Origin of the sequence: Enterobacter soli (assembly GCF_964208575.1) — a bacterium.
Lineage (GTDB): Bacteria > Pseudomonadota > Gammaproteobacteria > Enterobacterales > Enterobacteriaceae > Enterobacter > Enterobacter soli_A.
Window position 1 is genome coordinate 24,866 of sequence record NZ_CAXOFU010000028.1, and the last position, 25,896, is coordinate 50,761.

Sequence of the window (25,896 nt, forward strand, 5' to 3'; positions counted from 1 at the left end):
TTCATATACTCAGACGCCCATTTTGTAGAAGAGTTCAGTTTATTTTAAAAAAAATCACTATCGGAGGTGACGTATGCCGTTATTAGATAGCTTTACCGTCGACCATACCCGTATGGAAGCACCTGCTGTACGCGTGGCGAAGACCATGCACACCCCGCACGGCGACACGATCACCGTATTCGATCTGCGTTTCTGCGTGCCGAATAAAGAAGTGATGCCGGAAAAAGGCATTCACACGCTGGAGCACCTGTTCGCAGGATTCATGCGCGACCACCTGAACGGCAACGGCGTTGAGATTATCGATATCTCCCCGATGGGCTGCCGTACCGGTTTCTATATGAGCCTGATTGGCGTGCCTGACGAGAAACGCGTGGCCGACGCCTGGAAAGCGGCGATGGAAGACGTGCTGAAGGTGAAAGAGCAGAACCAGATCCCTGAGCTGAACGTCTATCAGTGCGGGACTTACCAGATGCACTCTCTGGAAGAAGCGCAGGAGATCGCCCGTCACATCATCGAGCGTGACGTTCGCGTGAACAGCAACGAAGAGCTGGCCCTGCCGAAAGAAAAACTGCAGGAACTGCACATCTAGTGCACCTTTTCCCTCTCCCTCAGGGAGAGGGTAGGGTGAGGCCATGACCACAGCCTTAACCTTTTCCTTTACCCATCGCTCCCTGTTTCCATTTGCCCACGATTACGTGCACGGCGACAGCGAGCCCTGGCACCAGCACAACTGCGCCCAGCTGCTGCACAGCCTGAGCGGCGTGGTGCGGGTCGATACGGCTTCCGGCTGCTGGGTTGTCCCGCCCGGACGCGGCGTCTGGCTGCCTGCGGGAACGCCGCATTCTTTGCGTATCACCGGCAACGTGGCCGCTCGCACGCTTTTTATCGATCCGCTGGCGCGCGCCGATCTGCCTGCGACCTGCCAGATCGTGCAGATCTCCCCCCTGCTGCGTGAGCTGATCCTCGCCTCGCTGACGCTTCCCGAATCCTATCTGCCCGGCAGCCGCGACGAGCGGGTGTACGAGCTGATCCTCGACGAAATCCGCACGATGCCCGTACTGCCGTTTCATCTGCCGGAGCCGGAAAGCGAAATGCTGCGCGGCCTTTGTCAGCAGATCCGCCAGGCGGCCGGCGAAAGCTGGAGCAGCGCCCAGGCCGCGAGCCTGACCGGCATGAGCGAGCGCACCCTGAACCGCCGCTTCCAGCAGCAGACGGGCCTGAGCTACAGCGACTGGGTGAGAAGGGCGAGATTGCTGGAGGCGCTGGTGCGGCTGGCGCAGGGCCAGCCGGTGCTGAGGGTGGCGCTGGATCTGGGCTACGGCAGCCACAGCGCATTTACGGCGATGTTTCGCCGGGTGATGGGGATCTCTCCCAGCGATTACTTCAAAAACGACTAGCCCACCGCGTTAAAGAGCGCCTGAATCGAGGCGCGCGCCACGTCGCTGTCGATGCCCACGCCCCAGCGGCTGCTGCCGTCCTGGAACAGGCAGCGGATGTACGCCACCGACCGGCTGTCGCTGCGCTCACCCAGGGTATGTTCGTGATAATCCTTAATCACAAACGGCGTGTTTAACCAGCGGTTAAGCCCGTTCGCGGCGGCAGACAGCAGCCCGTTGCCCTGACCCTCAAGCTGGCGCGACCCGCCCGCGGTTGCTACCGTTGCCGTCAGGCGCAGCTGGCCGTCCTGCTGGCTGTCGCTGCTGTAGCGCAGCAGGGCAAAGCGCGGCGTGGCGACCAGCCCGTAGCGGGTGCGGAACAGCTGCCACAGCGCGTTTTGCGTCATCTCTTTGCCGTGCGCGTCGGTTTCCTGCTGCACGTGCTGGCTGAAATCCTGCTGTAACGCGCGGGGCAGTTTCAGGCCGTGATTCTGCTCGATAAGCCAGGCGCTGCCGCTTTTCCCCGACTGACTGTTCACTCGGATCACCGCTTCGTAGGTGCAGCCGATATCCTGAGGATCGACGGGCAGGTACGGCATTTCCCAGCGCTCGCCCGGCCTGCGGGCGTCAAAACCTTTTTTGATCGCATCCTGATGGGAGCCGGAAAACGCGGTATAGGCCAGCCTGCCCGCCCACGGATGGCGCGGATGCACGGGCAGCTGGTTGCAGCTTTCCACAACCTCCACCACCCGGTTCATGTCGCTGAAGTCAAGGTCAGGGCTGATGCCCTGGCTGTACAGGTTCATCGCCAGCGTCACCAGGCAGACGTTGCCCGTGCGCTCCCCGTTGCCGAACAGGCAGCCCTCCACGCGGTCTGCGCCCGCCATGACCGCCAGCTCGGCGCTGGCCACGCCCGTTCCGCGATCGTTATGCGGGTGAACGCTGATGCAGACGTCGCTGCGGCGGCTAAAGTGGCGGCAAAAATACTCAATCTGATCGGCGTAAACGTTCGGGGTGCTCACTTCGACGGTGGCCGGCAGGTTGATCACCATCGGGCGCGCCGCGCACGGCTGCCAGATCTCCGCCACCGCCTCGCAGATTTCCAGCGCAAACTCCGGCTCGGTAAAGCAGAAGGTTTCCGGGGAGTATTCGTACTGCCAGCGGGTGTCGGGGTTCTCTTCGCAACGCTGGCGGATCAGGCGCGTGGCGCGGGTCGCCAGCGCGACGATTTGCGCTTTCTCCATGCCGAACACCAGGCGGCGGAACAGCGGGGCGGTGGCGTTATAGAGATGAACGGTGGCCTGCTTCGCCCCTTTCAGGGCGTCAAAGGTGCGCAGGATCAGGTCTTCCCGCGCCTGGGTTAATACCTGAATGGTGACGTCATCGGGAATGCGGTTCTCCTCAATCAGCTGGCGGACGAAGCTGAAGTCCGTCTGCGAGGCTGACGGGAAGGCGACTTCAATCTCTTTGAACCCGCAATCGAGGAGCAGATCCCAGAACTGCAGCTTGCGGGCGCTGTCCATCGGCTCGGCGAGCGCTTGGTTGCCGTCACGTAAATCGGTCGAGAGCCAGCGCGGTGCGCGGGTGATGCGTTGCTCCGGCCAGCGGCGGTCGGGCAGGGAGAGGGCGGGATAGGGTTGGTATTTGTCTGCGGGGGTGTTCAGCATGATGCGCTCCTGTTGTCTTTTCACTATCGTGAAGTGATTTCAGAAGCGCTGCTTTATCGGAACTGACAATCGCTGTCGCGTTTTGGACAACGGTGGGGGGCGGTTGCCGGATGGCGGCTGCGCCTTATCCGGCCTACGAGTAGGCCCGGTAAGCGTAGCGCCACCGGGCAACCCGCGCAGAGGACTAGTGCGCCCCACCGCCGCCGCTACCGGCACCGAACGGCGGTCGGGCGAACCATACCAGCCCCAGCAGGACGATAAAGATCCCCGCCGATATCCAGAAAATCTCGTTCGCAGAGATAATCAGGCCCTGGTTGGTGATCTGCTGGGCTATCCAGCCGGACGCCTGCTGTTCCGTCATGCCCATTCCCTGAAGCTGGGTGTACATCTCCCGGGAGTTCGGGTTGAACGGGTTCACCGCTTCGGTCAGCTGGGCATGGTGCATCGATTCACGGTTAGTCCACAGGGTGGTGGTGATCGACGTACCAATGGAGCCCGCCAGCGTTCGGGTGAAGTTCGACAGGCTCGACGCCGCCGCCATGCGCTCAGGCGGCAGGCCAGAGAGCGTGATGGTGGTGAGCGGCATAAAGAAGCACGCCACGGCAAAGCCCTGGATGAACTGCGGCCACGCGGAGGCGCCAAAGTCCATTCCCGGTTCGAACGTATACGCGCGCCAGTAGAAGCACACGGCGTACATAATGAAGCTGAACGTCACCAGCCGGCGCATGTCGAGCTTGTGGGCGAAGCGGCCAATAATCGGCGACAGCAGTACCGGAATCAACCCCACCGGCGCGGAGGCCAGGCCTGCCCAGGTCGCGGTGTAGCCGTATACCTCCTGCAATAGCTGCGGCAGCAGAACAATGGCGCCGAAGTAGAGCATGTAGGCGAGACTGATACACAGACAGCCGATGGTGAAGTTTCGCGACTTAAACAGCGACAGGTCGACTATCGGGTTATCGTCGGTGAGCTCCCAGACAATCAGGAAGCTTAGCGACACCACCGCGACAATCGTCAGGATGATGATCTCCCGGGAGTTGAACCAGTCCAGCTCTTTACCCTGATCGAGCATCACCTGGAGGCTACCGATACCGATAACCAGCAGCGCCAGACCAATGGCGTCGATACGCCGCTGTTCCGTTCGCGTTTCCCGGCCGCGCAGCGACTGCAGCGTCATCATCACCACGACGGCGCCAATGGGCACGTTGATGAAGAAGATCCAGCCCCAGTGATAGTTATCGCTGATATAGCCGCCGAGAATCGGCCCGCAAATCGGCGCGACAATCACCGTCATCGACCACAGCGCCAGCGCAATAGAGCGTTTAGCGGGCGGATAGTTGTTCAGCAGCAAACTTTGCGACAGTGGAATCAGCGGCCCGGCCACAATCCCCTGAATAACGCGGAAGAAAATCAGCATGGTCAGGCTGGTGGACATGCCGCACGCCCAGGAGGCGAGAACGAACAGCACCGTTGACCAGAGAAACAGCTTCACTTCGCCGACGCGCTTTGCCAGCCAGCCCGTGATCGGAATCGAGATGGCGTTTGCCACCCCGAACGACGTAATGACCCACGTCCCCTGGCTAAGTGACGAGCCAAGGTTCCCGGCGATCGTCGGGATGGCCACGTTCGCGATGGTGGAGTCCAGCACCTGCATGAAGGTCGCCAGAGAGAGCGCAATGGTCATGATGACCAGCTGCGCGCCTTCCAGCGGTTTTTGCGGCTTTTGCTGTTGCATAACGCTCACCTCGGATTAACCGGCGTTCGCTTTCACGATTTCATCGATCAGCTTGTTGACCGGATCGAGGCTAATTTCACGGGCGTTACTTTCGTAGGCCGGCGTATTGCGCACCTGGCTTGCCAGGATCTGCCCGTCGCGGTTTGCGGTATCGACGGTCACCAGCGTGGAGAGGCCGATACGCAGCGGATGGTCAGCCAGCTGTTTCGGATCCAGCTCGATACGCACCGGCAGACGCTGAACCACTTTGATCCAGTTACCGGTGGCGTTCTGCGCAGGCAGCAGGGAGAAGGCGCTGCCCGTTCCCATATCCAGGCCGACCACTTTACCGGTGTACTTCACGTCGTCGCCGTAAATGTCGCTGACCACGGTTGCGGTCTGGCCAATGCGCATATGCGCAAGCTGAGTCTCTTTGAAGTTCGCATCCACCCACAGGTTGTTCGCCGGGACAACGGCCATCAGCGGCGTGGTGGTGCTAATCTGCGCGCCAGGCTGGACGGAGCGGCGGGAAACATAGCCGGTCATCGGGCTGACGATTTTTGTACGCTGCAGGGCAAGCCAGGCGTTACGCACTTCGGTCGCGGCCTGTTTTACCGCAGGCTGGTTTTCCAGGCTGGTGCCCAGAATCATCGCCTGATTCGCGTTGTACTGTTGAATGGCAACGTCAAGCTGCGCCTGCGCGCTGGCAACGGCATCGCGGGCGTGCTGCAGCTCTTCACGGCCAATCAGGTTGGCGGTGCCGAGCGGAACGCGGCGATTGAAGTCGCTCTGCGCCTGCGCCAGTGCGGTTTTCTGCACGTCGATGCTGGCCTGAAGCTGCTTGCTGTTGATCATCTGCTGGCGGGTTTGACGCACGCTGGAGGCGAGCTGCGTCTGCGCTTTTTCAAACGCCTGCTGGGCGTCGGTCGGATCGAGCGTGACCAGCACATCCCCTTTTTGCACAAAGTCGGTATTGTCAGCCCAGACTTTCGTCACGCTGCCCGACACCTGCGCCATAATTTGTACCTGGTTCCCTGCCACGTATGCATCGTCTGTTTCTTCAACGTGACGCAATACTAAAAACCAATAGATCCCATATGCCACGGCAATAATAATAAAGAGCAAGGTCAGCAGAAGAAGGGCGCCTTTACGTTTGCCTTTCTTATTGACCGGTTGCTGCGGGGTAGTGTTCTCCGCATTTGCGCTCATTGTTGTTCTCCACGATCTTCTTATTTTCACATCGGCTGAGCCGACCTGTTGTCAGAAAGGCCAGCAGTGTGACGTGCTGGCCTGTCGGTTTTCTTATAAATCTGGATGTTCGAGCGTGTCGTCGCGTTAGCGCAGCGCCTCAAGAATGGCGCCGTCTTCATCCATCTGATCCAGACGGGTGAGCAGCTTGCGAGTGATGTGCTCCAGCTGGTCGCGCTCGGCGGTGCTGAGGGCAGACCAGAGTTTGTGCAGACAGTTGTGCTGAGGTGGAAGCACCTCGCGCAGGAATTCGTGACCTTTTTCGGTCAGCTGCAGATGCAGGCAACGGCGGTCGTTGTCGCTTTCACGGCGTTCAATCCAGCCGCGTTTTTCCAGCTCATCAGCGATACGGGTTGCGTTAGTACGGGAAGAACCCAGTGCGCAGCTCAGTTCAGAAGGCTGAATGCTGTGATTTTCCTGAGACTCCAGCGTGATCAACGCCATAAACAATGTCTCGTTAATCCCTTGAGCTTTCAGCATCTTATTACGATTTTCCAGCAGCTTACCCTGCATGTGCATGCACAGGCGGGTCAGCAGGATTTCCTGATATGGGAACTCCTCGTGACGACTGGCGCGGAACTTAAGCATTTGTTCAATGGGCGTAAACGAACTATCCATTTGGGCATAACCTCATTAATTACAGCCGATATAGTAACGATAGTGACAAATAATGTAAATGAATTATTTGTGCGGTTATATCCGCCAAATACATGTCACTATCAGAAAGCGCCGGGTAAATCCCTGCCCCGGTGAGCACAGAAAGGGATGGGCTTACGCCCACTGAAGACGGGATGTGAGGACCGGAATCAACTAACAGGTATGAGTTATTCATGCTGCTTTTTAATATGTCACCCACATTAAAATTTCTGGGATAAATGATTACGCTAACCTTAACAGACATGGGGACGCCTTAACACCCTCAGTATCCCCATTGCCATGTAAAGCTTAAGAATCTGCCTCCAGACGGTGATAACCGCGCCACCACACCACCAGATTAAGCGCGGCAACAATTGCCCCGATGCTGCACACGCCTGCCCAGCCAGCGTGTTGCCATGCGGACGCTGAAATCAACGATCCGGCGGCACCGCCGATGAAGTAGCTGGTCATGTAGCCTGCGGTCAGACGGTTACGCGCGTCCGGCTTCACGCGGTAAATCACGGTCTGGTTGGTGATGTGCACCCCCTGCACCGTAAGGTCGAGCACCAGAATGCCGACAATCAGCGCCAGCACCGACGCGTGTCCGAACCAGATCGCCGCCCACGACAGCAGCAGTAAAATCAGGCCGGTGGTGGTGGTCAGATGGGCCTTGCCTTTATCCGCCAGGCCGCCGGCGGGACGCGCGCCCAGCGCACCGGCGGCACCCGCCAGACCAAACAGGCCAATCACCCCTTCGGAATAGTTAAACGGCGGCGACGCCAGCAGAAACGCCATCGACGTCCACAGAATGCTGAAGTTAGCGAAGGTGAAACAACCAAGCAGAGCGCGGGTTCGCAGCAGTTTATCTTGCGTAAACAGGCTGAACACCGAGCCGAGAAGCTGCGGGTAGTTGAGGTGATTTTCCTGCTTTACCTTCGGCAGGCCGCGCCACAGGGCGAGGGCCATAATGACCATCAGCACGCTGGCGACCCAGTAGACGGTGCGCCATCCGCCGAGGCTTGCTAGCAGCCCGGCGACGGTACGCGCCAGCAAAATCCCGAGCAGCAGGCCGCTCATGATGGTGCCCACCACTTTGCCGCGTTTTTCCGGGGAGGCGAGCGTGGCGGCCAGCGGCACGAGGATCTGCGCGACAACGGAGAACAGCCCGGTCAGCGCGGTGCCGATAATCATCATCGTGAGCGACTGGCTGCTGGCGGTGATCAACATCCCGCCTGCGGAGAGCAGGGTCATCGAGACGATCAGCATCCGGCGCTCGAACATATCTCCGAGCGGCACCAGGAACAGCAGGCCTGCGGCGTAGCCGAGCTGCGCCGCGGTGACGATAAAGCCCGCGGAGCTGGCGGAGAGGTTAAAGGCGCGTGCGATGGTGTCGAGCAGCGGCTGCGCGTAATAGTTGCTGGCGACGGCAAGGCCCGTGGCGACGGACATGAGCAGGATCAGTGCCGGGCTAAGCCCGTGAGTTGTTTTGGTCATTGGTTCAGGAATCATTAGTTAAGTGATTATTTTTCCGGGAACCAATAATAACCAATGATTGTGACCGTGGGGGGAATGTTGTGTGTGGGTTTGTGCGGTTTGGGGTGGGGGCTGTGCCCCGATCCTCTCCCCTGGAGCCGGGAGATCTCCATTTAGGATTATTTGCGCACGGTATTTCCCTCGCCCCTGTGGGGAGAGGGCCAGGGTGAGGGGAACATACGGCTACGGTGGTTATTCCGTTCACCTCACGTTCCCTGCTTCTCTGTTTACCACGGAACTTGTGAACGTGTCAGGGCGGCTCAGTCGCCGCCGCCCTGACCACCCGGGCTCCCGGCAAGAAAATCGCCGCTTCGCGGTGACCCTCAGCTTATTCCTTCAGGCTTTCGGGTCGGGCACCAGCCTGCATCCCTGCAGGCTATGCCCTCTCGGCGCGTCCCTGCGCCTCGCCCCGGCCTTCCGGAAACGCTTCGGCGATTTTCGGCCGGACGGAATGTCGCTGTAGCTTCTCTGCTTTTATGACAACAATCTGTCGCTTCAAAAGATCAAAACTACTGGTAACCCTCTCCTAAGGGAGAGGGTATACGGCTACTTCTGCGCGGCCAGCGCTTCTTTCACCCAGCCATCGAACTGCTGCTGGTGGGCTTTGATCCAGCCGTCAACGTGGCCTTTAATATCCGCTTCAGACGATTTGCCGTTGTGCATCATGGCGTTCTGCGCGTTGATGTCCGCCAGCGGCAGCTTGATCACCGAGAACAGCTTCGCCGCCGCCGGGTTTTTCTCCGCCCAGGCCTTATTAGCCACGATATGCATCGTGTTCACCGGGAAACCGTAGTTCATGCCGTTTGGCAGCTTGGTGTCGATATCCTTCTGCTCGCCCGGCAGGGAGGAGAACGGCACCTGCAGCCATACCACGTCTCTACCCGGCTTCAGCACGTCGCTCACCCAGTACGGGGTCCAGGTGTAGTAGATCACCGGCTTGCCTTCTTTAAAGCGCGCAATGGTATCGGCCATCATCGCGGAGTAGTTGCCGTGGCTCACGTCAACCGTCTTCGCCAGGTCGAAGGCTTTGTTCTGGTGGTTAATCACCGCTTCGCAGCCCCAGCCCGGGGAGCAGCCCATCATGTCGGCTTTGCCGTCACCGTTGGTATCAAACAGTTTGGCGATCTTCGGATCCTTAAGCTGCTCGATGTTGGTGATGTGGTACTGGTCGGCGGTTTTCTTATCGATCAGATAACCCTGCGCTGCCCCGGTCACGAAGGTGCCTTCGCGGTAGAATTTCTTGTCACCGCCGGCGGCGGCATACATGTCGTCGTGCAGCGGCTGCCAGTTCACGGCGGTAAAGGTGGCATCGCCGGAGGCAATCGAGGTGTAGCCCACGTTGTAATCCACTTCGCTGGCGGTATTCACCGTATAGCCCAGCTTCTCGAGGGCGCGGCTCACAATCTGCGTCTGGAAGGACTCTTCCGAAATGGTGCTCTGAACCGGCTGGACGGTAATGCCTTTGCCCGGCAGATCGGCAGCAAACGCGCTGGTGGAGACAAGGGTCGCAAACGCTGTGGCAAAAAGTACGTGATGTCGCATCGTTGTTCCTTATTTAGCTTTAATGAATGGGCGGGTGACTAAACCGACAGGGCCGGTGGTGTACCAGCGGCGGTTTCCGCGGCTGCGTGAATCGCGGCCGACGGCCTGCGTCAGGCGGTCGAGAATAATGGCGAGGATCACGATCCCCACGCCGCCCACGGTGGCAAGGCCCATATCAAGACGGCCAATGCCGCGCAGCACCATCTGGCCCAGGCCGCCCACGGCGATCATCGAGGCGATAACCACCATCGACAGCGCCAGCATCAGCGTCTGGTTAACGCCCGCCATAATGGTGGGCATCGCCAGCGGGAGCTGCACTTTAAACAGCATCTGGCGCGGGCTGGCGCCGAACGAGCGCGACGCTTCGATAAGGTCGGCCGGCACCTGGTTGATGCCCAGAATGGTCAGGCGCACGATTGGCGGCAGGGCGAAAATAATCGTCACCACCACGCCCGGCACGTTGCCGATACCGAACAGCATCACGATAGGCACCAGATAGACGAAGGCCGGCGTGGTCTGCATCGCATCGAGCAGCGGACGGATGATTTTCGCCGCCTTCGGGCTGCGCGCCAGCCAGATCCCCATCGGCAGGCCAATCACCACGCAGAAGAGCAGGGCGGTGAGCACCAGCGCCAGGGTAATCATCGCCTGCGACCAGGCGCCGATTGCGCCAATGGCAATCAGCGACACCAGCGTGGCGATCCCCATGCCTGCGCTCCCGAACTGCCAGGCGATCAGCGCAAAGACGAGGATGGCAACCGGGGCCGGCATCCCCAGCAGCAGCTGCTGGAAGCCGTTCAGGATGTAATCCACCGGGACGCGGATCCCCTGGAACACCGGGCGGAAGTGGGTGACCACCCAGTCAATTCCCTCCGTCACCCAGCTATCCAGCGGGATCAGCGTCTTATGGAACGGATCCATAATGTTGAAGTGTTCAGGCGCCGGTGCGGGCGCGCTGTTGAGCCAGTCTGCCGTGCCGCCAGCGTCTGGTGCAGGCGTGGATGAACCCCACGCATCGGCGGATTGTGCCGCGCTGTCGGCGGCCTCTGTGGTTCCCCACGGATTAGATTGATCAGCCATTGTTTGCCCCCTCGCGATCTAAAGCCTTGAGCAACATCCCTTTGGAGATGATGCCGACATACTGTTGTTCTTCACCCACCACCGGCACTGCGCACGGCGCCTGGCCTACGTGAGAGAGCAACTCGCTGAGCGGCGTTTCGGCGTCTACGGCAAGCGGAGAGGCGATAAGCGCCGCATCAATACCCAGGTTTTCGCTCAGGGCGTGCTTCAGGGAATCGATGGAGACAATGCCAACAAATTTATTACCGCGTTCAATGAGATAGCCGTATTCACGGTCTTCGTCCTGAAGCAGCTTAAGCGCCGAGCGCGGGCCGAAGCCTGGCGTTTTACGGATAATGCCGTTCGGGGTACGGCGGGCAATATCTTTGGCGCTAAAGACCTGGCTAATATCCACGCCGCGGAAGAAGGTGCGGACATAGTCGTTGGCCGGATTATTCAGAATTTCATCCGGCGTGCCGACCTGCACCACTTCACCGTTTTGCATAATGGCAATTCGGTCGCCAATACGCATCGCTTCATCCAGATCGTGGGAAATAAATACGATGGTGCGCTGATGTTTTGCCTGAAGTTTTACCAGCTCATCCTGCATCTCGGTACGAATTAAAGGATCGAGCGCCGAGAAGGCTTCGTCCATTAATAATATGTCGGGATTAATGGCTAATGCGCGGGCTAATCCAACGCGCTGACGCATCCCGCCAGACAATTCATCCGGATAACTGTGCGCATAATTTTCAAGCCCCACCTGACGTAATGCGTCCAGGGCTTTTTCAATACGAACGTCTGCTGGAGTGCCGGCTAATTCCATGCCAAAAGCGGTATTATCTAATACCGTCATGTGCGGCATTAATGCGAACGACTGAAACACCATCGCAATCTTTTTTCTGCGCACCTCGCGAAGCTCGGCATCGGATATTTTGGCAATATCTACACCGTCAATCAGCACCTGCCCGCGGGTGGGTTCAATCAGGCGATTGAGAAGGCGAACCATAGTGGATTTACCCGAACCGGATAACCCCATGATGACAAAAATCTCGCCTTCTTCAATGGCCAGACTGGCGTCTTTGACGCCAAGCGAAAGCCCGGTTTTTTCCAGAATTTGCTCTTTCGAAAGTCCCTTCTCAATATATTTGAATGCGCGCTGTGGATGCTCGCCAAATACTTTATAAAGATTTTTCACTTCTAATTTAATTGCCATGCAATAGAGAGTGTCCTGTTATTTGTTTATGTCGATATGATTACCATGGTAAATAGTTAACTGGCATTACCCTAACATACTGAGAATCTGAGACAACCCTGGGTTTGCTTATGGCATGAATTTTGCCACAGGCGAAACGGCTGAATTTCCCATGAGTAAAGGGCTGAGGGCGATCTGAATTTTTATGATTTTTTTGCTGCTGCATCGGGGAATTTCACCTGAATCGGCGTGATTCAGGTGAATATGACGTGGAAATTACAGTGTAGCGGGTGTGGAAATATTAGGGCGGGAATTATGGGGTTTATATTAAATTAATGAACGTTATTTCCCCTCACCCTAACCCTCTCCCCAGAGGGGAGAGGGGATCGTTCGGCGCCGTCTTTAATCCCTCGGCCCAAAGGGGAGAGGGGATCGTTCGGCGTCGTCTTTTCTCCCTCGCCCCTTTGGGGAGAGGGCGGGGTGAGGGGAAACATTAAAAATCCCAGTCCTCATCTTCGGTCTCTACCGCTTTTCCCATCACGTAGGACGAGCCGGACCCGGAGAAGAAATCGTGGTTTTCATCGGCATTAGGGGAAAGCGCCGCCAGGATCGCCGGGTTCACCTCCGCCATTTCCGGCGGGAACAGCGCCTCGTAGCCGAGGTTCATCAGCGCTTTGTTGGCGTTGTAGCAGAGGAACGCCTTCACGTCCTCTTCCCAGCCGGTTCCGGCGTAAAGTTCTTCGGTGTAGCTCAGCTCGTTGTCATAGAGATCCATCAGCAAATCGAGGGCAAAGCCTTTCAGCTCCTCGCGCTTCGCCTCGCTGACCTTCTCCAGCCCCTTCTGATACTTATAGCCAATGTAATAGCCGTGCACCGCTTCGTCGCGAATGATCAGGCGGATCAGATCGGCGGTGTTGGTCAGCTTGCCGCGGCTCGACCAGTACATCGGCAGCCAGAAGCCGGAATAGAACAGGAACGATTCCAGAAACACGCTGGCGATTTTCTTTTTCAGCGGCTCGTCGGCCTGGTAATAGGCCAGCACCAGAGCGGCCTTGCGCTGCAGGGATTCGCTCTCTTCGCTCCAGCTATAGGCCGCGTCCACATCTTTGGTCTGGCACAGCGTCGAGAAAATCGAGCTGTAGGAGCGGGCGTGAACCGCCTCCATAAAGCTGATGTTCGACATCACCGCCTCTTCGTGCGGCGTCAGCGCATCGGCCATGAGCGCCGGAGCGCCCACGGTATTCTGAATGGTGTCCAGCAGCGTCAGGCCGGTAAACACGCGGATGGTCAGCCGCTGCTCGGCGTGGCTGAGGCTCTGCCACGCGGGAATATCGTTTGAGAGCGGCACTTTTTCCGGCAGCCAGAAGTTGCTGGTCAGGCGGTTCCACACCTCAAGGTCTTTATCGTCCTGGATTTTGTTCCAGTTAACGGCGCTCACGCGTGACAGTTTCATCCTTTCTCCTTACAGCGCGCAGGACACGCAGCCTTCGATTTCGGTGCCTTCCAGCGCAAGCTGGCGCAGGCGAATGTAGTACAGCGTTTTGATGCCTTTCTTCCAGGCGTAAATCTGCGCCTTATTGATATCGCGCGTGGTGGCGGTATCCGGGAAGAACAGCGTCAGGGACAGCCCCTGATCCACATGCTTAGTCGCCTCGGCGTAGGTATCGATGATCTTCTCCGGGCCGATTTCGTAGGCGTCCTGATACAGCGCCAGGTTGTCGTTGGTCATAAACGGGGCAGGGTAGTAAACGCGTCCGGTCTTGCCCTCTTTGCGGATCTCAATTTTCGACACGATCGGGTGAATGCTCGACGTGGCGTGGTTGATATAGGAGATCGACCCGGTCGGCGGCACCGCCTGCAAATTCTGGTTATAGATGCCGTAGCGCATCACATCGCTGCGCAACTGCTGCCACATCTCGCGGGTGGGCAGGGCGACGCCCGCCCGGGCAAACAGCGCCCGCACCCTTTCTGTTTTCGGCTGCCAGTCGCCTTCCAGATACTGATTAAAATATTCACCGCTGGCATAGCGCGACTGCTCAAAGCCCGCGAAACGCTGGTTGCGCTCCCGGGCCAGCATCATCGACGTATTCAGCGCGTGCCAGGTGATGGTGTAGAAATAGAGGTTGGTGAAGTCCAGCCCCTCCGGACTGCCGTAGGCGATCCCCTCGCGCGCCAGATAGCCATGCAGGTTCATCTGCCCCAGGCCGATGGCGTGGGAGGCGGCGTTGCCCGCTTCTATGGACGGCACGCTGCGGATGTGGCTCATGTCCGACACCGCCGTCAGGCCGCGAATGGCGGTTTCCACCGTGCGGCCAAAGTCCGGTGAGTCCATGGTGTGGGCGATGTTCAGCGAGCCGAGGTTGCAGGAGATATCTTTGCCGATGTCCGCGTAGTCCAGGTTTTCGTCATAGGCTGACGGGCTGTTGACCTGCAAAATCTCCGAGCAGAGGTTGCTCATGTTAATGCGCCCGGCAATCGGGTTCGCGCGGTTCACCGTGTCTTCATACATGATGTAGGGATAGCCGGACTCAAACTGGATCTCGGCAAGGGTCTGGAAGAAGTCGCGGGCGTTAATGTACGTCTTGCGAATGCGATCGTCGGCGACCAGCGCCGCGTAATTGTCGCTGATGGCGATATCGCCAAAGGCTTTGCCGTAGAGGCGCTCCACGTCGTAGGGCGAGAACAGCGCCATTTCGGCGTTCTCTTTCGCCAGCTGGAAAGTGACGTCCGGGATAACTACCCCGAGGGACAGGGTTTTGATGCGGATTTTTTCGTCGGCGTTTTCGCGTTTGGTATCGAGGAAGCGCAGGATATCCGGATGATGGGCGTGCAGATACACCGCCCCCGCCCCCTGACGCGCTCCGAGCTGGTTGGCGTAGGAGAAGGCATCTTCCAGCATTTTCATCACCGGGATCACCCCGGAAGACTGGTTCTCGATGCGCTTGATGGGCGCGCCCGCTTCGCGCAGGTTGGAGAGCAGAAACGCCACGCCGCCGCCGCGTTTTGACAGCTGGAGCGCGGAGTTCACCGCCCGGCCAATCGACTCCATATTGTCTTCAATGCGCAGCAGAAAACAGGACACCAGCTCGCCGCGCTGGGCTTTACCGCAGTTGAGGAAGGTCGGCGTGGCGGGCTGGAAGCGGCCGGAGAGGATCTCGTCGGTCAACCGCTCCGCCAGCGCTTCGTCGCCCTGGGCGAGGGTCAGCGCCACCATGACGGCGCGATCTTCAAAGCCTTCGAGGTAACGCTTGCCGTCGAAGGTTTTCAGGGTATAGCTGGTGTAGAACTTCCACGCGCCGAGGAAGGTCTGGAAACGAAAACCGCTGGCGTGGGCGCGTTCGAACAGCGCCACCACGAAGGGGCGATGGTAGCGGGTGAGCACGCGCTCTTCGTAGTAGCCTTCACTGACCAGATAGTCCAGACGCGCGTCCTGGCTGGCGAAGGTCACGCTGTTTGGTCGCACGTGGGCAGTAAAAAAGGCGTCTACCGCCTCGCTGTCTTTGCCAAACTGAATATGCCCGTCACGGTCATAGAGATTAAGCATCGCATTCAGTGCGTGATAGTCGGGGGCGGCCTGCATTACCCGTTCTGCGGTTGTCGTTGCCAAAATTCGTTCACTCCTTTACGCACGTTCTCTACGTCCTGCTGTGTCCCCATCAGCTCAAAGCGATAGAGATACGGCACGGCGCATTTTTGAGAGATAACATCCCCGGCCCGGCCAAACGCATCGCCAAAATTGCGATTGCCTGCGGCGATCACACCGCGAATCAGCTGCCGGTTATGGGGATCGTTGAGAAAGCGGATCACCTGGCGGGGCACAGCGCCCGCCGTTCCGCCGCCGCCATAGCTTGGAACCACCAGAATGTAAGGTTCGTCTACCTGAATACGCTCCCGCTCGTTGAGCGGAATACGTATCGCGGGCAGCCCGAGGCGCTCGATAAAGCGGAGCGTGTTTTCCGAGCTGCTGGAGAAGTAGACCAGACCACTCATGCACTGGCGGCCATGGCGGCGATGCGGTTAATCATGTCCGGGCGAAAGCCGGACCAGCTGGTTTCCCCGGCGATAACGACCGGAAGTTGACGAAATCCCTGGGCGCGCAGCGTGTCGGCGGCATCGGGCTCCTGGTCGATATTCACCATCTCGAACGCGACGCCGCGGCTCTCCATTGCGCGTTTGGTGGCGTGGCACTGAACACAATCGTTACGAGTGTAAATAATAATGCTCATGATTCGTATTTCCATTTAAAATGAGATTGCGGCGCGTTGGAACGCGTCGGGTTGTGTGTGTCTTGCTGAAAGGAATACTAGATGTAGTTGCGATAAGTTTCAACCATACAAGATATGGGAAATTCAGATTGATATTGCCGCGATGATGAACGCACCGGGGCAGGGCAGGCTGTACGGGCTTTTCAGGCGTCAGGCAAAGAAAAACCCCGGCGCCAGGGGCAACCGGGGTCTGCGCGCGCGGGGGTTACTTACGCAGGCTAAGCAGCGCGCCGACGAAAATACCGACGGCGGCCACCGTACCCAGCGCGCACACCGGCTTCTCGCGAACGAAGGTTGTCGCACAGCTCACGGCGTCGCACGCCGCCTGGGTGGTGCGGCTGCGCCCGTTCATTCTCGCGCGGGTTTCACGCAGCAGAGACTGAGCCTTACGTTTCGCGGCATCTGCTTCATCCTTTGCATCTGAGCCCCAGGATTTCAGCACCTCTTCCAGCGTGTCCGCTAATTGGCTGACATCATTGCGAATATCCTGAGCGTCGTCGTTAATATCGTTTCGGTTCGGTCTGTTAAACATACGATCCTCCATAATTTTGCGTTCCCGTTAAGTTTAGCCCAGGATTTTATTATCTGAAGCGAGTCACGACTTATCCGGCCGTTTATGGAATATTCTGAAAGCGCTGCTAATGCTGAATACTGTAAGGTTGCCCGGCAGGTAAAGATAACGAGGATTAAATATGTATTTACGACCCGATGAGGTGGCACGCGTTCTTGAGAAAGCGGGATTTACCATGGATGCTGTGACCACTAAAGCCTATGGATATCGCCGCGGCGAGAATTATGTTTACGTCAACCGTGAAGCGAGAATGGGGCGTACCGCTCTCATTATTCACCCGACGCTGAAAGACAGAAGCCAGTCATTTGCTGAGCCTGCCTCGGATATTAAAACCTGCGATCACTACCAGCAATTCCCGCTCTATTTAGGCGGTGAATCGCATGAGCATTATGGTATTCCGCACGGTTTCAGCTCTCGCATGGCGCTGGAGCGTTTTCTGAAGGGATTGTTTGGCGAACAGCAGTAAACGAGCGACTGGCAGCGTGCCAGTCGCGAAGCGTCGTTACGCTTTAGCCTGATTGTACTGGCTGACCTTAAACAGGCGACGGCAGTAGTCGAGGAAATAGCCGTACACCGCACCCATCAGCATCGACACCACGATATTCGAACTTACCGCAGCGGCAATCTGATGCCAGTCTGCGCCCACGGTCAGCAAAATCGCAACGTACACCGGTGACTGGAAGGTCACGTAGGCCAGCACGTCCGCCAGATTCTTCACCCAGCCTGCCGGACTAATGCGGCGGGCATAGCGCATCACCACATCGCGATACATTCCGTACGGCCATGCAATAATGATGTTTACCGGGATAGCCACCAGACGAGAAGAAAGTGATTGCTCGAAGGACATTCCGGAGAGGAATATTTCGATCAGCATGTTTACCACGGAACAGTAAACAACCATCGCGAAAGTATCCGCTACCGCATGGCGCAGGCGAGACTGCGGTGAGAACATGTCTGAACTCCTTGAGAGAAACACAATAGTGGCGCTTTACCTTCGGCTTTTAGTGCTTTAGGTTGGTTTATTTGACGTGTATAGCGTATATCTCTGCTTTGAAGCTAACAATTAGTGATTAATTTTTATTTAAAGGCGTTTTGTCCACAAAATTCTCTAAAATTGTATATTTGTTATCCGCTTCGCTATTTTCTCTCCTGGTGACGTTAAATTGATTAAAAATCAGTGTCTTAAATTTGGTTTGTATAAGAGTGAATAATGCTTAAAAGCGCGGTTCAGCACAGCATCCTTAGAGGTGTGTAAAAAACAACCTGTTCGTGACGATTGTTCTCATTACTTCGCTATAGTAGTGAAAAGCTCTGCATCTGCAAGATTTGTTTTATTCTCTTTGAGTGCATATCTATGCATTCCCATTTCATGCGCCGCGACCGATATAAATCCTTGTCGCGGTACATAGGCATTAATAATCCCTGTGAAATACATCACACGCGTCCATGGGAATCGAAAGGATATTTAAATTAAATATTTTAAAATGTTTACAATATTACTTTTAAGTTTCGATGGGTGGCTATTGAAGGGGAAATGAATTATTCTGTCCTTCGATTTTTCGATTAATCACAAAGAAAAGGTTTTCAATTATTATGTCTTTGACGTTACAGAATCTTAATAATATCCGTACACTCCGCGCAATGGCCCGTGAATTCTCTCTGGACGTTCTGGAAGAAATGCTGGAAAAAGTCAAAATTGTTACCGAAGAAAAGCGTAACGAACTGGCTGAATTCGAGCAGCAACGTGCTGAACAGCAGGATAAAATTAATGCTCTGCTGGAACGAATGAAAGCCGACGGTATTTCTCCTGCCGATCTGCTGGGCTCTGAAGCGGGCAGCGCGGGGCAACCTGCGAAAAAACGTAAAGCGCGTGAAGCAAAATATCGCTTCATTGACGTTAACGGCGAAGAGAAAACCTGGACCGGCCAGGGCCGCACGCCGAAGCCAATTGCCAGCGCGCTGGCAAACGGCAAATCACTGGATGATTTCCTGATCTAATCAGTGTGCCGGGCGAAATCACTCACCCGGCTGCACTTTATTAGCAGACGCCGAAATCGCCGTCTTCTTTATAAAGGGTGACGTCCGCCGCGTTCAGCGTGTATTTCTCGCCCTGCTCATTGCTGGCCTGTACCGCCACAATGCTCTCACCATTCACTTCAAGCACTTTCAGTTTTGGGCCGCCCGCACGCGGTTGCACAAAATCGCCGACAGAAAACATATTACCTCCTCGTCATTGTAGTGTTCTTCACCTTAGACCACGCCCGGCAAAGGGTACAGTCTATTTCATCCGTTATTGCTTTTGAGGTACGTCATGCCCTTAAGCCAGTGTAAAGAGGGTAAAGGCAGGTAAAAGCGCAGCCGCGCCCTGGCGAAGGCGGATAAACTGGCTACGCTTAGAGATAGTCTCTTTTTTGTTTTCAATTGTTTAGCAAGCATGGAGTCTTTATGGGTTTTTGGCGAATCGTCTTTACGATCATTCTTCCGCCGCTTGGCGTATTGCTTGGCAAAGGTTTTGGCTGGGCGTTCATTCTTAACATCCTGCTCACCTTACTGGGCTACATCCCCGGTCTTATCCACGCCTTCTGGGTGCAGACCAAAAGCTAGCCCCGCCAGAGTAAATCGCTATAAATCCCGGTCAGCACGCCCTGTGGGCCAAACTGCTGTTTGATCCAGCGCGTGACCTGACCGGTGGCCGCATGCTGTGTGGCAAGCAGCATGCGGGAATCCTGACGCGGATTATTAATGCGCCGCGTCACCAGCAGGCCATCTTCCACCGCCTCCCGCGCCATATATTCCGGTAAAAAACCAATCCCCTCGCCGAGGATCTGACATTGGCACTTGGTGTTAAAGTCCGGCACCAGAATCGCCTCCTGCCCGTGCAGCAGCCAGCCGACCTTCTTGTTGATGGTGTGCGCGGTGTCTTCCACCATGATGTTCGGGTACAGGCGCAGCTGGCTTTCGGCAATCGGCTCCGGGGCAAAGGCCAGCGGGTGCTCTGGCGCAATCGCGAACACCCAGCGGATCGCGCCGATCTCGGTGTAATCAATCCCGCCCCCGTCGAGCAGCGTGTCCGGCGCACCGATGGCGATATTGGCCTGGTTGTTGATGATGGAATCCCACACGCCGTTATACACTTCGGTGGTGACGGTTATCTGGCAGGTGGGAAACTGCTTTTTCAGCACCTGCAGCAGCCTGGCGGTATGGCGCGGCGTATATAACAGCTGGTTGATGCAGATACGCACCCGCGCCTCAATGCCCTGCGAGATGGTATCAATCCCGCGCTTGATGGCGTGAAAGTCGTTCAGCAGGTCGGTGGCTTTGCGGTAAAAGTAAAAGCCGGACTCGGTCAGCTCAATGCTGCGGGTATTACGCACGAACAGCACCACGTCCAGCCCGGTCTCCATGCGTTTGATGGTGTAGCTGATGGCAGAGGTCGTCACCCCGAGCTCGCTGGCGGCCTTGCTGAAGCTGCCGAAACGCGCTGCGGTGGTGAAGGCCAGAAGATTCTCTTCGGTAAAGATGGAATTCATATTACGGCTCCTGGCGGTCATCAGTTTTGAACATATTTTAACAGCGCCGTTACAACCCATTTGAAGCCGATCACAGTTCTGCATATTTGCTGAAAACCGCGCCCGGCAAGGCTTCTCCAGACATAAGCATAATGCAGCGTAAACGGCGAAAACGCGGTGAAACATAAGAAAAAGGTTGCACGGACGCACGTTTTAGCGGAACTGTTGAATTTAACTCAACAATGAATTGACTGTCGATGAATCATTTTTAAGCGGATTCTTTTATGACCAGGCTGTTGCTATTCTCAGGTCATCAGAAATGGAAACGTCGGGAGTCTGAATATGTCTGCAAATGAACTCGTTACTGAATTTCTGCTGGCGGCAGAGCAGGGGAATATCGGCGCGCTAAAGGCCTGCCTTGAAAAGGGGGTGGATATTAACGCCACCAACCGCCAGAAAAGAACCGCCATTACTATTGCCAGCCTGAATAAACACTATTCCTGCGTTGAGTTTTTAATTTCCGCCGGGGCGGATATTGATAAGCAGGATCAGACCTGTTTTAACCCTTTCCTGATTAGCTGCCTGACCAACGATTTAACCCTGCTGCGCCTGGTGCTGCCGGCGAATCCCGATCTCGACCGCCTGACGCGCTTCGGCGGCGTGGGGATTACCCCTGCGAGTGAAAAAGGGCACGTGGAGATCGTGCGTGAGCTGCTGGAAAAAACCGATATCAACGTTAACCACACCAACTTTGTCGGCTGGACGCCGCTGCTGGAGGCCATCGTATTAAACGACGGCGGCGCGAAGCAGCAGGCGATCGTCAGGCTGCTGCTGGATAACGGTGCCAACCCGCACATGACCGATAAATACGGTAAATCGCCTCTCGAACTGGCGCGGGAAAAAGGCTTCCACGAAATTGCTGACCTGCTGCTGGCCGCGGGCGCGTAATTAAACCGGCCAGCCTGACCGGGCTGGTCGTTATTCACAACACCCTTTTACCGTCGTGCCTTTTGCACGGTGGCGGCCCCCTTTTATCCGCTTTCAGGAGAAAATAATGCCCACCAAAATCGTCATAAAAAAGAACACCTATTTTGATTCGGTTTCGCTAATGTCGGTGTCCACCAAAGCCAATAAACTGCCGGGCGTTGAGCAGGCCGTTGTGGCGATGGCGACCGAAATGAATAAAGGCGTACTGAAAAACCTCGGACTGCTGACGCCAGAATTAGAGGACGCCAAAAACGGCGACCTGATGATCGTCATTAAGGGCGAGGCGGCGAATGACGAAACCCTGGCGGCGATTGAAGCGTTGTTCACGCGTAAAGAGAGCGCAGGCTCCCATGAAGCGCGCTACGCGACCCTCGCCAGCGCCAAAACCCATCGCCCGGACGCCAACCTGGCCGTCATTTCGGTGAACGGCACCTTCGCCGCCCGGGAAGCGCGTCAGGCGCTGGAAAACGATCTCAACGTGATGCTCTTTTCCGACAACGTGTCGCTGGACGACGAGCTGGCGCTGAAGCAGCTGGCGCACGAAAAAGGGCTGCTGATGATGGGGCCGGACTGCGGCACCGCCATCATCAACGGGGCGGGGCTGTGCTTTGCCAACGCGGTGCGTCGCGGGTCGATTGGCATTGTCGGGGCGTCCGGCACCGGCAGCCAGGAGCTGAGCGTGCGCATTCACGAGTTCGGCGGCGGCGTGTCGCAGCTGATCGGCACCGGCGGGCGCGATCTCAGCGAGAAGATCGGCGGCCTGATGATGCTCGACGCCATCGACATGCTGGAAGCGGACGACGCCACGCAGGTGATTGCCCTTATCTCCAAGCCCCCGGCGCCGGCGGTGGCCGAAAAGGTGCTGGCCCGCGCCCGCGCCTGCCGTAAACCGGTTATCGCCTGCTTCCTCGGTCGCAACCAGCCGCCCGCCGACGAAGACGGTCTGCAGTTTGCCCGGGGCACCAAAGAGGCGGCGCTGAAGTCGGTGCTGCTCACCGGGATCAAAAAAGAGTCCCTCGACCTTCACCCGCTCAACTGGCCGCTGATCGAAGAGGTGCGCGCCTTCCTGACCCCGCAGCAGAAGTACATTCGCGGCCTGTTCTGCGGCGGCACCCTGTGCGACGAAGCGATGTTCGCCGCGCTGGAAAAGTTCGACGACGTTTACAGCAACATCCAGCCGGATCCCGCCAGGCGTCTGGCGGATATCAACGTCAGCCGGGCCCACACCTTCCTTGATTTTGGCGATGACGATTTCACCAACGGCAGGCCGCATCCGATGATCGACCCGACCAACCGCATCAGCCGCCTGCTGCAGGAAGCGCGCGATCCGGAAGTGGGGGTGATTGTGATGGACTTCGTGCTCGGCTTCGGCGCGCACGAGGATCCGGTAGGCGTGATGATCGACGCCATCAGGGAGGCGCAGGCCATTGCTAAAGCCGACAACCGCCCGCTGGCGATCCTCGGCTACGTGCTCGGCACCGACCAGGATGCGCCGTCGCTCTCTCAGCAGTGCCAGCTGCTGACGGATGCCGGCGTGATTTGGGCCAGCAGCAGTACCAATACCGGTTTACTGGCGCGCGAATTTGTCTGCAAAGGGGAGAAAGCATAATGACGACGTTATTTAACCAGCCGCTGAACGTCATCAACGTCGGCATTGCCATGTTCAGTTACGACCTGAAAAAACAGCATGTTCCCGTGACCCAGCTCGACTGGACGCCGCCGGGGCAGGGCAATATGCAGGTGGTCGACGCCCTCGACCAGCTGGCGGAAAAACCGCTGGCGGAGAAAATCGCTGCCGCCAACCAGATTGCCCTTGAGCGCATTATCCAGTCCCATCCGGTGCTGGTGGGCTTCGAGCAGGCCATCAACGTCGTGCCGGGCATGACCCGCACCACCATTCTGCACGCGGGCCCGCCCGTCGCGTGGGAAAACATGTGCGGGGCAATGAAGGGGGCGGTGACCGGGGCGCTGGTGTTTGAAGGGCTCGCGAAAGACCTGGACGACGCGGCGCGTCTGGCGGCCTCAGGCGACATCACCTTCTCGCCGTGCCACGAGCACGACTGCGTGGGATCAATGGCGGGCGTCACCTCCGCGTCGATGTTTATGCACATCGTGGAGAACAAAACCTACGGCAACCGCGCGTTCACCAACCTCAGCGAGCAGATGGCGAAGATCCTGCGCATGGGCGCCAACGACCAGAGCGTGATCGACCGTCTGAACTGGATGCGCGACGTGCTCGGCCCGATGCTGCGCGACGCGATGAAAATTATCGGCGAAATCGACCTGCGCCTGATGCTGGCCCAGGCGCTGCACATGGGCGACGAGTGCCACAACCGCAACAACGCGGGCACCACGCTGCTTATTCAGGCGTTAACGCCGGGCCTGATCCAGGCGGGTTACCCGGTGGAGCAGCAGCGCGAGGTGTTTGAGTTTGTCGCCAGCAGCGACTACTTCTCCGGCCCGACGTGGATGGCGATGTGCAAAGCCGCGCTGGATGCCGCCCACGGCATCGAGTACAGCACCGTGGTCACGACGATGGCGCGCAACGGCTACGAGTTCGGCCTGCGCATCTCCGGCCTGCCGGGGCAGTGGTTCACCGGCCCGGCGCAGCAGGTGATTGGCCCGATGTTCGCGGGCTATAAGCCGGAAGACTCCGGGCTGGATATCGGCGACAGCGCCATCACCGAAACCTACGGCATCGGCGGGTTTGCGATGGCGACGGCGCCGGCGATTGTGGCGCTGGTGGGCGGCACGGTGGAGGAAGCCATCGACTTCTCCCGCCAGATGCGCGAAATCACCCTCGGTGAAAATCCGAACGTCACCATTCCGCTGCTCTCGTTTATGGGTATCCCGACCGCTATCGACATCACCAAAGTCGCGGGCAGCGGCATTCTGCCGGTGATCAACACCGCCATTGCCCACAAAGACGCGGGCATCGGCATGATTGGGGCGGGCATCGTTCACCCGCCGTTTAGCTGTTTTGAAAAGGCGCTGTTGACCTTCCGCGATCGCTACTTCCTATAAGGTAAGCATCCATGAAAAGCATGAAACTGGAGTGGAAAAGAGGTGACTGGGCGGCATATTTCGGGTTGATGACCAACAACCTGACCAATTTGCTGACCATGATGGGGCTGCTCATTTTTGTCGTCGGCATCCCGAAGGAGATTGTTTATGGACGCATCGCGCCGGCCTTCGGGCTGGCGGTACTGGTGGCGAGCGTGTGCTACGCGTGGTTTGGCCTGCAAATGGCCCGCGCGACCGGGCGAACGGACGTCACCGCGCTGCCGTCCGGCCCGAGCGCGCCGTCGATTTTCACCGTCACCTTTCTGGTGCTGATGCCGGTCTATCAGCAGACGGGCGACGCTGACTTCGCCATCCAGATTGGCCTGGTGTGGTGCTTCGTGGAGGCGATGATCCTCGCGGGCGGGTCATTCCTCGGGGAAACCATCCGCAAGATGATCCCGCGCACCGTGCTGCTGTCGTGCCTGTCCGGCCTCGGCCTGCTGCTGCTGGCGATGAACCCGATGCTCCAGGCGTTCGAAGCGCCGACCGTGTCGTTCATCGTGCTGCTGCTGATCTTCATCAACTGGTTTGGCAAAAAGCCGATCTTCGCCCGCATCCCGACCGGCCTGCTGCTGCTGATTGCGGGAACGGCGCTGGCGTGGATCTCCGGCCTGCAAAGCCCGGAGGCGATCAGGGCTTCGATGTCGTCGTTCGGCTTTAACCCGCCTGGGGTGCATATCGACAGCTTTATGCAGGGGCTGCCGCACGCCCTGCCGTATCTGGCCTCCGCCGTGCCGCTGGGGCTGGCGAACTACATCTTTGACCTGGAGAACATCGAAAGCGCCCACGCGGCGGGGGATGAATACCCGACCCGCAAGGTGATGCTGGCGAACGGTCTGGCGTCGATGCTCGGCTGCCTGATGGGCAACCCGTTCCCGGTGACGGTCTACGTCGGCCACGCGGGCTGGAAAGCGATGGGGGCGAGCATCGGCTACACGCTGGCCTCCGGCGTGACCATGTTCATCGTGCCGCTGTTCGGCCTGGGGGCGTTTATGCTCGCCATCATTCCGATGACCGCCATCGTGCCGATCCTGGTGTTTATCGGCGTGGTCACCGCCAACCAGGTGGTGAGGGAAACGCCCAAAGTGGAGGTGCCCGTCATTTTCATCTGTCTGTTCCCGTGGATCGCCAACTGGGCGCTGACCATGATGAACAGCGTGATGGGGGCGGCGGGCACCAGCGCGGCGAAGATCGGCACCGACGTGCTGCACGGCAAAGGCATCTACTACGAGGGGCTTGTGCATCTGGGTAACGGCGCGCCGCTCGCCAGCATGCTCTGGGGCTGTATCGCGATCTTCGCCATCATCAACAAACCCCTGCGCGGTGCGGTGGCAGCCGCTGGCGGTGCCGTGCTGGCGCTGTTCGGCGTGATCCACGCCCCGGTGGTGGGCTTCGCCGAAGGCAGTTCGCTGACGTTCGTGACGGCGTATCTGATGATGGGCGGCATGTTTGTGGTGAAGCATTTTATCGATAGCCGCGAAACGGCGAGCGCAAGAGCGCCGGTTTCTGAGTCCTGAAAGCCTGATGCCCTCAC

At 57.8% G+C, this 25,896-nt stretch carries 25 protein-coding genes; 9 read left to right on the top strand and 16 right to left on the bottom strand.

Going from position 1 to position 25,896, the window contains the following annotated elements; all coding sequences use genetic code 11:
* Positions 1-73 precede the first annotated feature (73 nt).
* Together luxS and AB6V08_RS21360 are read left to right on the top strand one after the other, a co-directional pair.
* Positions 74-589: an S-ribosylhomocysteine lyase gene (gene luxS / locus AB6V08_RS21355; RefSeq protein ID WP_047646219.1), complete on the top strand. Its 516-nt coding sequence runs from the start codon at positions 74-76 to the stop codon at positions 587-589.
* Between the two features lie 43 nt (positions 590-632).
* A complete protein-coding gene (locus AB6V08_RS21360) occupies positions 633-1,397 on the top strand; it encodes a helix-turn-helix transcriptional regulator (RefSeq protein WP_368544796.1) in 765 nt (254 codons plus the stop codon).
* Here AB6V08_RS21360 and leuA read toward each other — a convergent pair.
* The 13 genes from leuA to AB6V08_RS21425 form a co-directional block, all read right to left on the bottom strand.
* The gene (gene leuA / locus AB6V08_RS21365; protein ID WP_368544797.1) at positions 1,394-3,043 is read right to left on the bottom strand and encodes a 2-isopropylmalate synthase; all 1,650 of its coding nucleotides are present in this window, start codon (positions 3,041-3,043) and stop codon (positions 1,394-1,396) included. The genes AB6V08_RS21360 and leuA overlap by 4 nt on opposite strands.
* A gap of 184 nt (positions 3,044-3,227) precedes the next feature.
* Positions 3,228-4,775, bottom strand: coding sequence for a multidrug efflux MFS transporter permease subunit EmrB (emrB, locus tag AB6V08_RS21370; RefSeq protein WP_368544798.1), 1,548 nt, complete (start codon positions 4,773-4,775; stop codon positions 3,228-3,230).
* 15 nt (positions 4,776-4,790) lie between these two features.
* Positions 4,791-5,963, bottom strand: coding sequence for a multidrug efflux MFS transporter periplasmic adaptor subunit EmrA (gene emrA / locus AB6V08_RS21375; protein ID WP_368544799.1), 1,173 nt, complete (start codon positions 5,961-5,963; stop codon positions 4,791-4,793).
* A 126-nt stretch (positions 5,964-6,089) separates the two neighbouring features.
* Positions 6,090-6,620 carry a transcriptional repressor MprA gene (mprA, locus tag AB6V08_RS21380; protein WP_368544800.1) on the bottom strand — a complete coding sequence of 177 codons (531 nt, stop codon included), beginning with the start codon at positions 6,618-6,620 and terminating at the stop codon, positions 6,090-6,092.
* 327 nt (positions 6,621-6,947) lie between these two features.
* Positions 6,948-8,132: an MFS transporter gene (locus AB6V08_RS21385; protein WP_368544801.1), complete on the bottom strand. Its 1,185-nt coding sequence runs from the start codon at positions 8,130-8,132 to the stop codon at positions 6,948-6,950.
* 585 nt (positions 8,133-8,717) lie between these two features.
* The gene (proX, locus tag AB6V08_RS21390) at positions 8,718-9,713 is read right to left on the bottom strand and encodes a glycine betaine/L-proline ABC transporter substrate-binding protein ProX (RefSeq protein WP_368544802.1); all 996 of its coding nucleotides are present in this window, start codon (positions 9,711-9,713) and stop codon (positions 8,718-8,720) included.
* Between the two features lie 9 nt (positions 9,714-9,722).
* Positions 9,723-10,793, bottom strand: a complete 1,071-nt coding sequence (proW, locus tag AB6V08_RS21395; protein WP_368544803.1) for a glycine betaine/L-proline ABC transporter permease ProW — start codon at positions 10,791-10,793, stop codon at positions 9,723-9,725.
* Complete coding sequence (gene proV / locus AB6V08_RS21400) at positions 10,786-11,988, bottom strand: glycine betaine/L-proline ABC transporter ATP-binding protein ProV (RefSeq protein ID WP_368544804.1); 1,203 nt, start codon at positions 11,986-11,988, stop codon at positions 10,786-10,788. The genes proW and proV overlap by 8 nt, the downstream gene beginning before the upstream one ends.
* Before the next feature lie 472 nt (positions 11,989-12,460).
* Complete coding sequence (gene nrdF / locus AB6V08_RS21405) at positions 12,461-13,420, bottom strand: class 1b ribonucleoside-diphosphate reductase subunit beta (protein WP_368544805.1); 960 nt, start codon at positions 13,418-13,420, stop codon at positions 12,461-12,463.
* A gap of 9 nt (positions 13,421-13,429) precedes the next feature.
* Complete coding sequence (gene nrdE / locus AB6V08_RS21410) at positions 13,430-15,574, bottom strand: class 1b ribonucleoside-diphosphate reductase subunit alpha (protein WP_368544806.1); 2,145 nt, start codon at positions 15,572-15,574, stop codon at positions 13,430-13,432.
* Positions 15,547-15,957: a class Ib ribonucleoside-diphosphate reductase assembly flavoprotein NrdI gene (gene nrdI / locus AB6V08_RS21415; protein WP_368544807.1), complete on the bottom strand. Its 411-nt coding sequence runs from the start codon at positions 15,955-15,957 to the stop codon at positions 15,547-15,549. The genes nrdE and nrdI overlap by 28 nt, the downstream gene beginning before the upstream one ends.
* Entirely contained in the window at positions 15,954-16,193 is a 240-nt protein-coding gene (gene nrdH, locus AB6V08_RS21420; protein WP_368544808.1) for a glutaredoxin-like protein NrdH, read from the bottom strand. Before nrdH ends, nrdI begins: the two co-directional genes overlap by 4 nt.
* 244 nt (positions 16,194-16,437) lie before the next feature.
* Positions 16,438-16,764: a DUF883 domain-containing protein gene (locus tag AB6V08_RS21425; RefSeq protein ID WP_368544809.1), complete on the bottom strand. Its 327-nt coding sequence runs from the start codon at positions 16,762-16,764 to the stop codon at positions 16,438-16,440.
* 160 nt (positions 16,765-16,924) lie between these two features.
* Here AB6V08_RS21425 and AB6V08_RS21430 point away from each other — a divergent pair, with 160 nt between their 5' ends.
* Entirely contained in the window at positions 16,925-17,269 is a 345-nt protein-coding gene (locus tag AB6V08_RS21430; RefSeq protein ID WP_368544810.1) for a DUF2002 family protein, read from the top strand.
* A gap of 36 nt (positions 17,270-17,305) precedes the next feature.
* Here AB6V08_RS21430 and alaE read toward each other — a convergent pair whose 3' ends face one another.
* Entirely contained in the window at positions 17,306-17,755 is a 450-nt protein-coding gene (gene alaE / locus AB6V08_RS21435) for an L-alanine exporter AlaE (protein WP_368544811.1), read from the bottom strand.
* A gap of 641 nt (positions 17,756-18,396) precedes the next feature.
* Here alaE and stpA point away from each other — a divergent pair.
* Positions 18,397-18,801: a DNA-binding protein StpA gene (gene stpA / locus AB6V08_RS21440; RefSeq protein WP_368544812.1), complete on the top strand. Its 405-nt coding sequence runs from the start codon at positions 18,397-18,399 to the stop codon at positions 18,799-18,801.
* 40 nt (positions 18,802-18,841) lie between these two features.
* Here the strand turns inward: stpA and AB6V08_RS21445 are convergent, their stop codons facing one another.
* Positions 18,842-19,021, bottom strand: a complete 180-nt coding sequence (locus AB6V08_RS21445) for a hypothetical protein (protein ID WP_368544813.1) — start codon at positions 19,019-19,021, stop codon at positions 18,842-18,844.
* 227 nt (positions 19,022-19,248) lie between these two features.
* Between AB6V08_RS21445 and AB6V08_RS21450 the strand changes: the two genes are divergently transcribed.
* Positions 19,249-19,407, top strand: coding sequence for a YqaE/Pmp3 family membrane protein (locus AB6V08_RS21450; RefSeq protein ID WP_014884952.1), 159 nt, complete (start codon positions 19,249-19,251; stop codon positions 19,405-19,407).
* On the opposite strand, the gene AB6V08_RS21455 is transcribed toward AB6V08_RS21450, so the two are convergent.
* Positions 19,404-20,333: a LysR substrate-binding domain-containing protein gene (locus tag AB6V08_RS21455; RefSeq protein ID WP_368544814.1), complete on the bottom strand. Its 930-nt coding sequence runs from the start codon at positions 20,331-20,333 to the stop codon at positions 19,404-19,406. The genes AB6V08_RS21450 and AB6V08_RS21455 overlap by 4 nt on opposite strands.
* A 321-nt stretch (positions 20,334-20,654) precedes the next feature.
* Between AB6V08_RS21455 and AB6V08_RS21460 the strand changes: the two genes are divergently transcribed.
* The 4 genes from AB6V08_RS21460 to AB6V08_RS21475 all read left to right on the top strand — a co-directional run bounded on the left by AB6V08_RS21460 (position 20,655) and on the right by AB6V08_RS21475 (position 25,879).
* Positions 20,655-21,260, top strand: coding sequence for an ankyrin repeat domain-containing protein (locus tag AB6V08_RS21460; RefSeq protein WP_368544815.1), 606 nt, complete (start codon positions 20,655-20,657; stop codon positions 21,258-21,260).
* Between the two features lie 106 nt (positions 21,261-21,366).
* Positions 21,367-22,908, top strand: a complete 1,542-nt coding sequence (fdrA, locus tag AB6V08_RS21465) for an acyl-CoA synthetase FdrA (RefSeq protein ID WP_368544816.1) — start codon at positions 21,367-21,369, stop codon at positions 22,906-22,908.
* Positions 22,908-24,323 carry a DUF1116 domain-containing protein gene (locus AB6V08_RS21470; protein ID WP_368544817.1) on the top strand — a complete coding sequence of 472 codons (1,416 nt, stop codon included), beginning with the start codon at positions 22,908-22,910 and terminating at the stop codon, positions 24,321-24,323. The genes fdrA and AB6V08_RS21470 overlap by 1 nt, the downstream gene beginning before the upstream one ends.
* 11 nt (positions 24,324-24,334) lie before the next feature.
* Positions 24,335-25,879, top strand: coding sequence for a xanthine permease (locus tag AB6V08_RS21475; protein ID WP_368544818.1), 1,545 nt, complete (start codon positions 24,335-24,337; stop codon positions 25,877-25,879).
* Positions 25,880-25,896 lie beyond the last annotated feature (17 nt).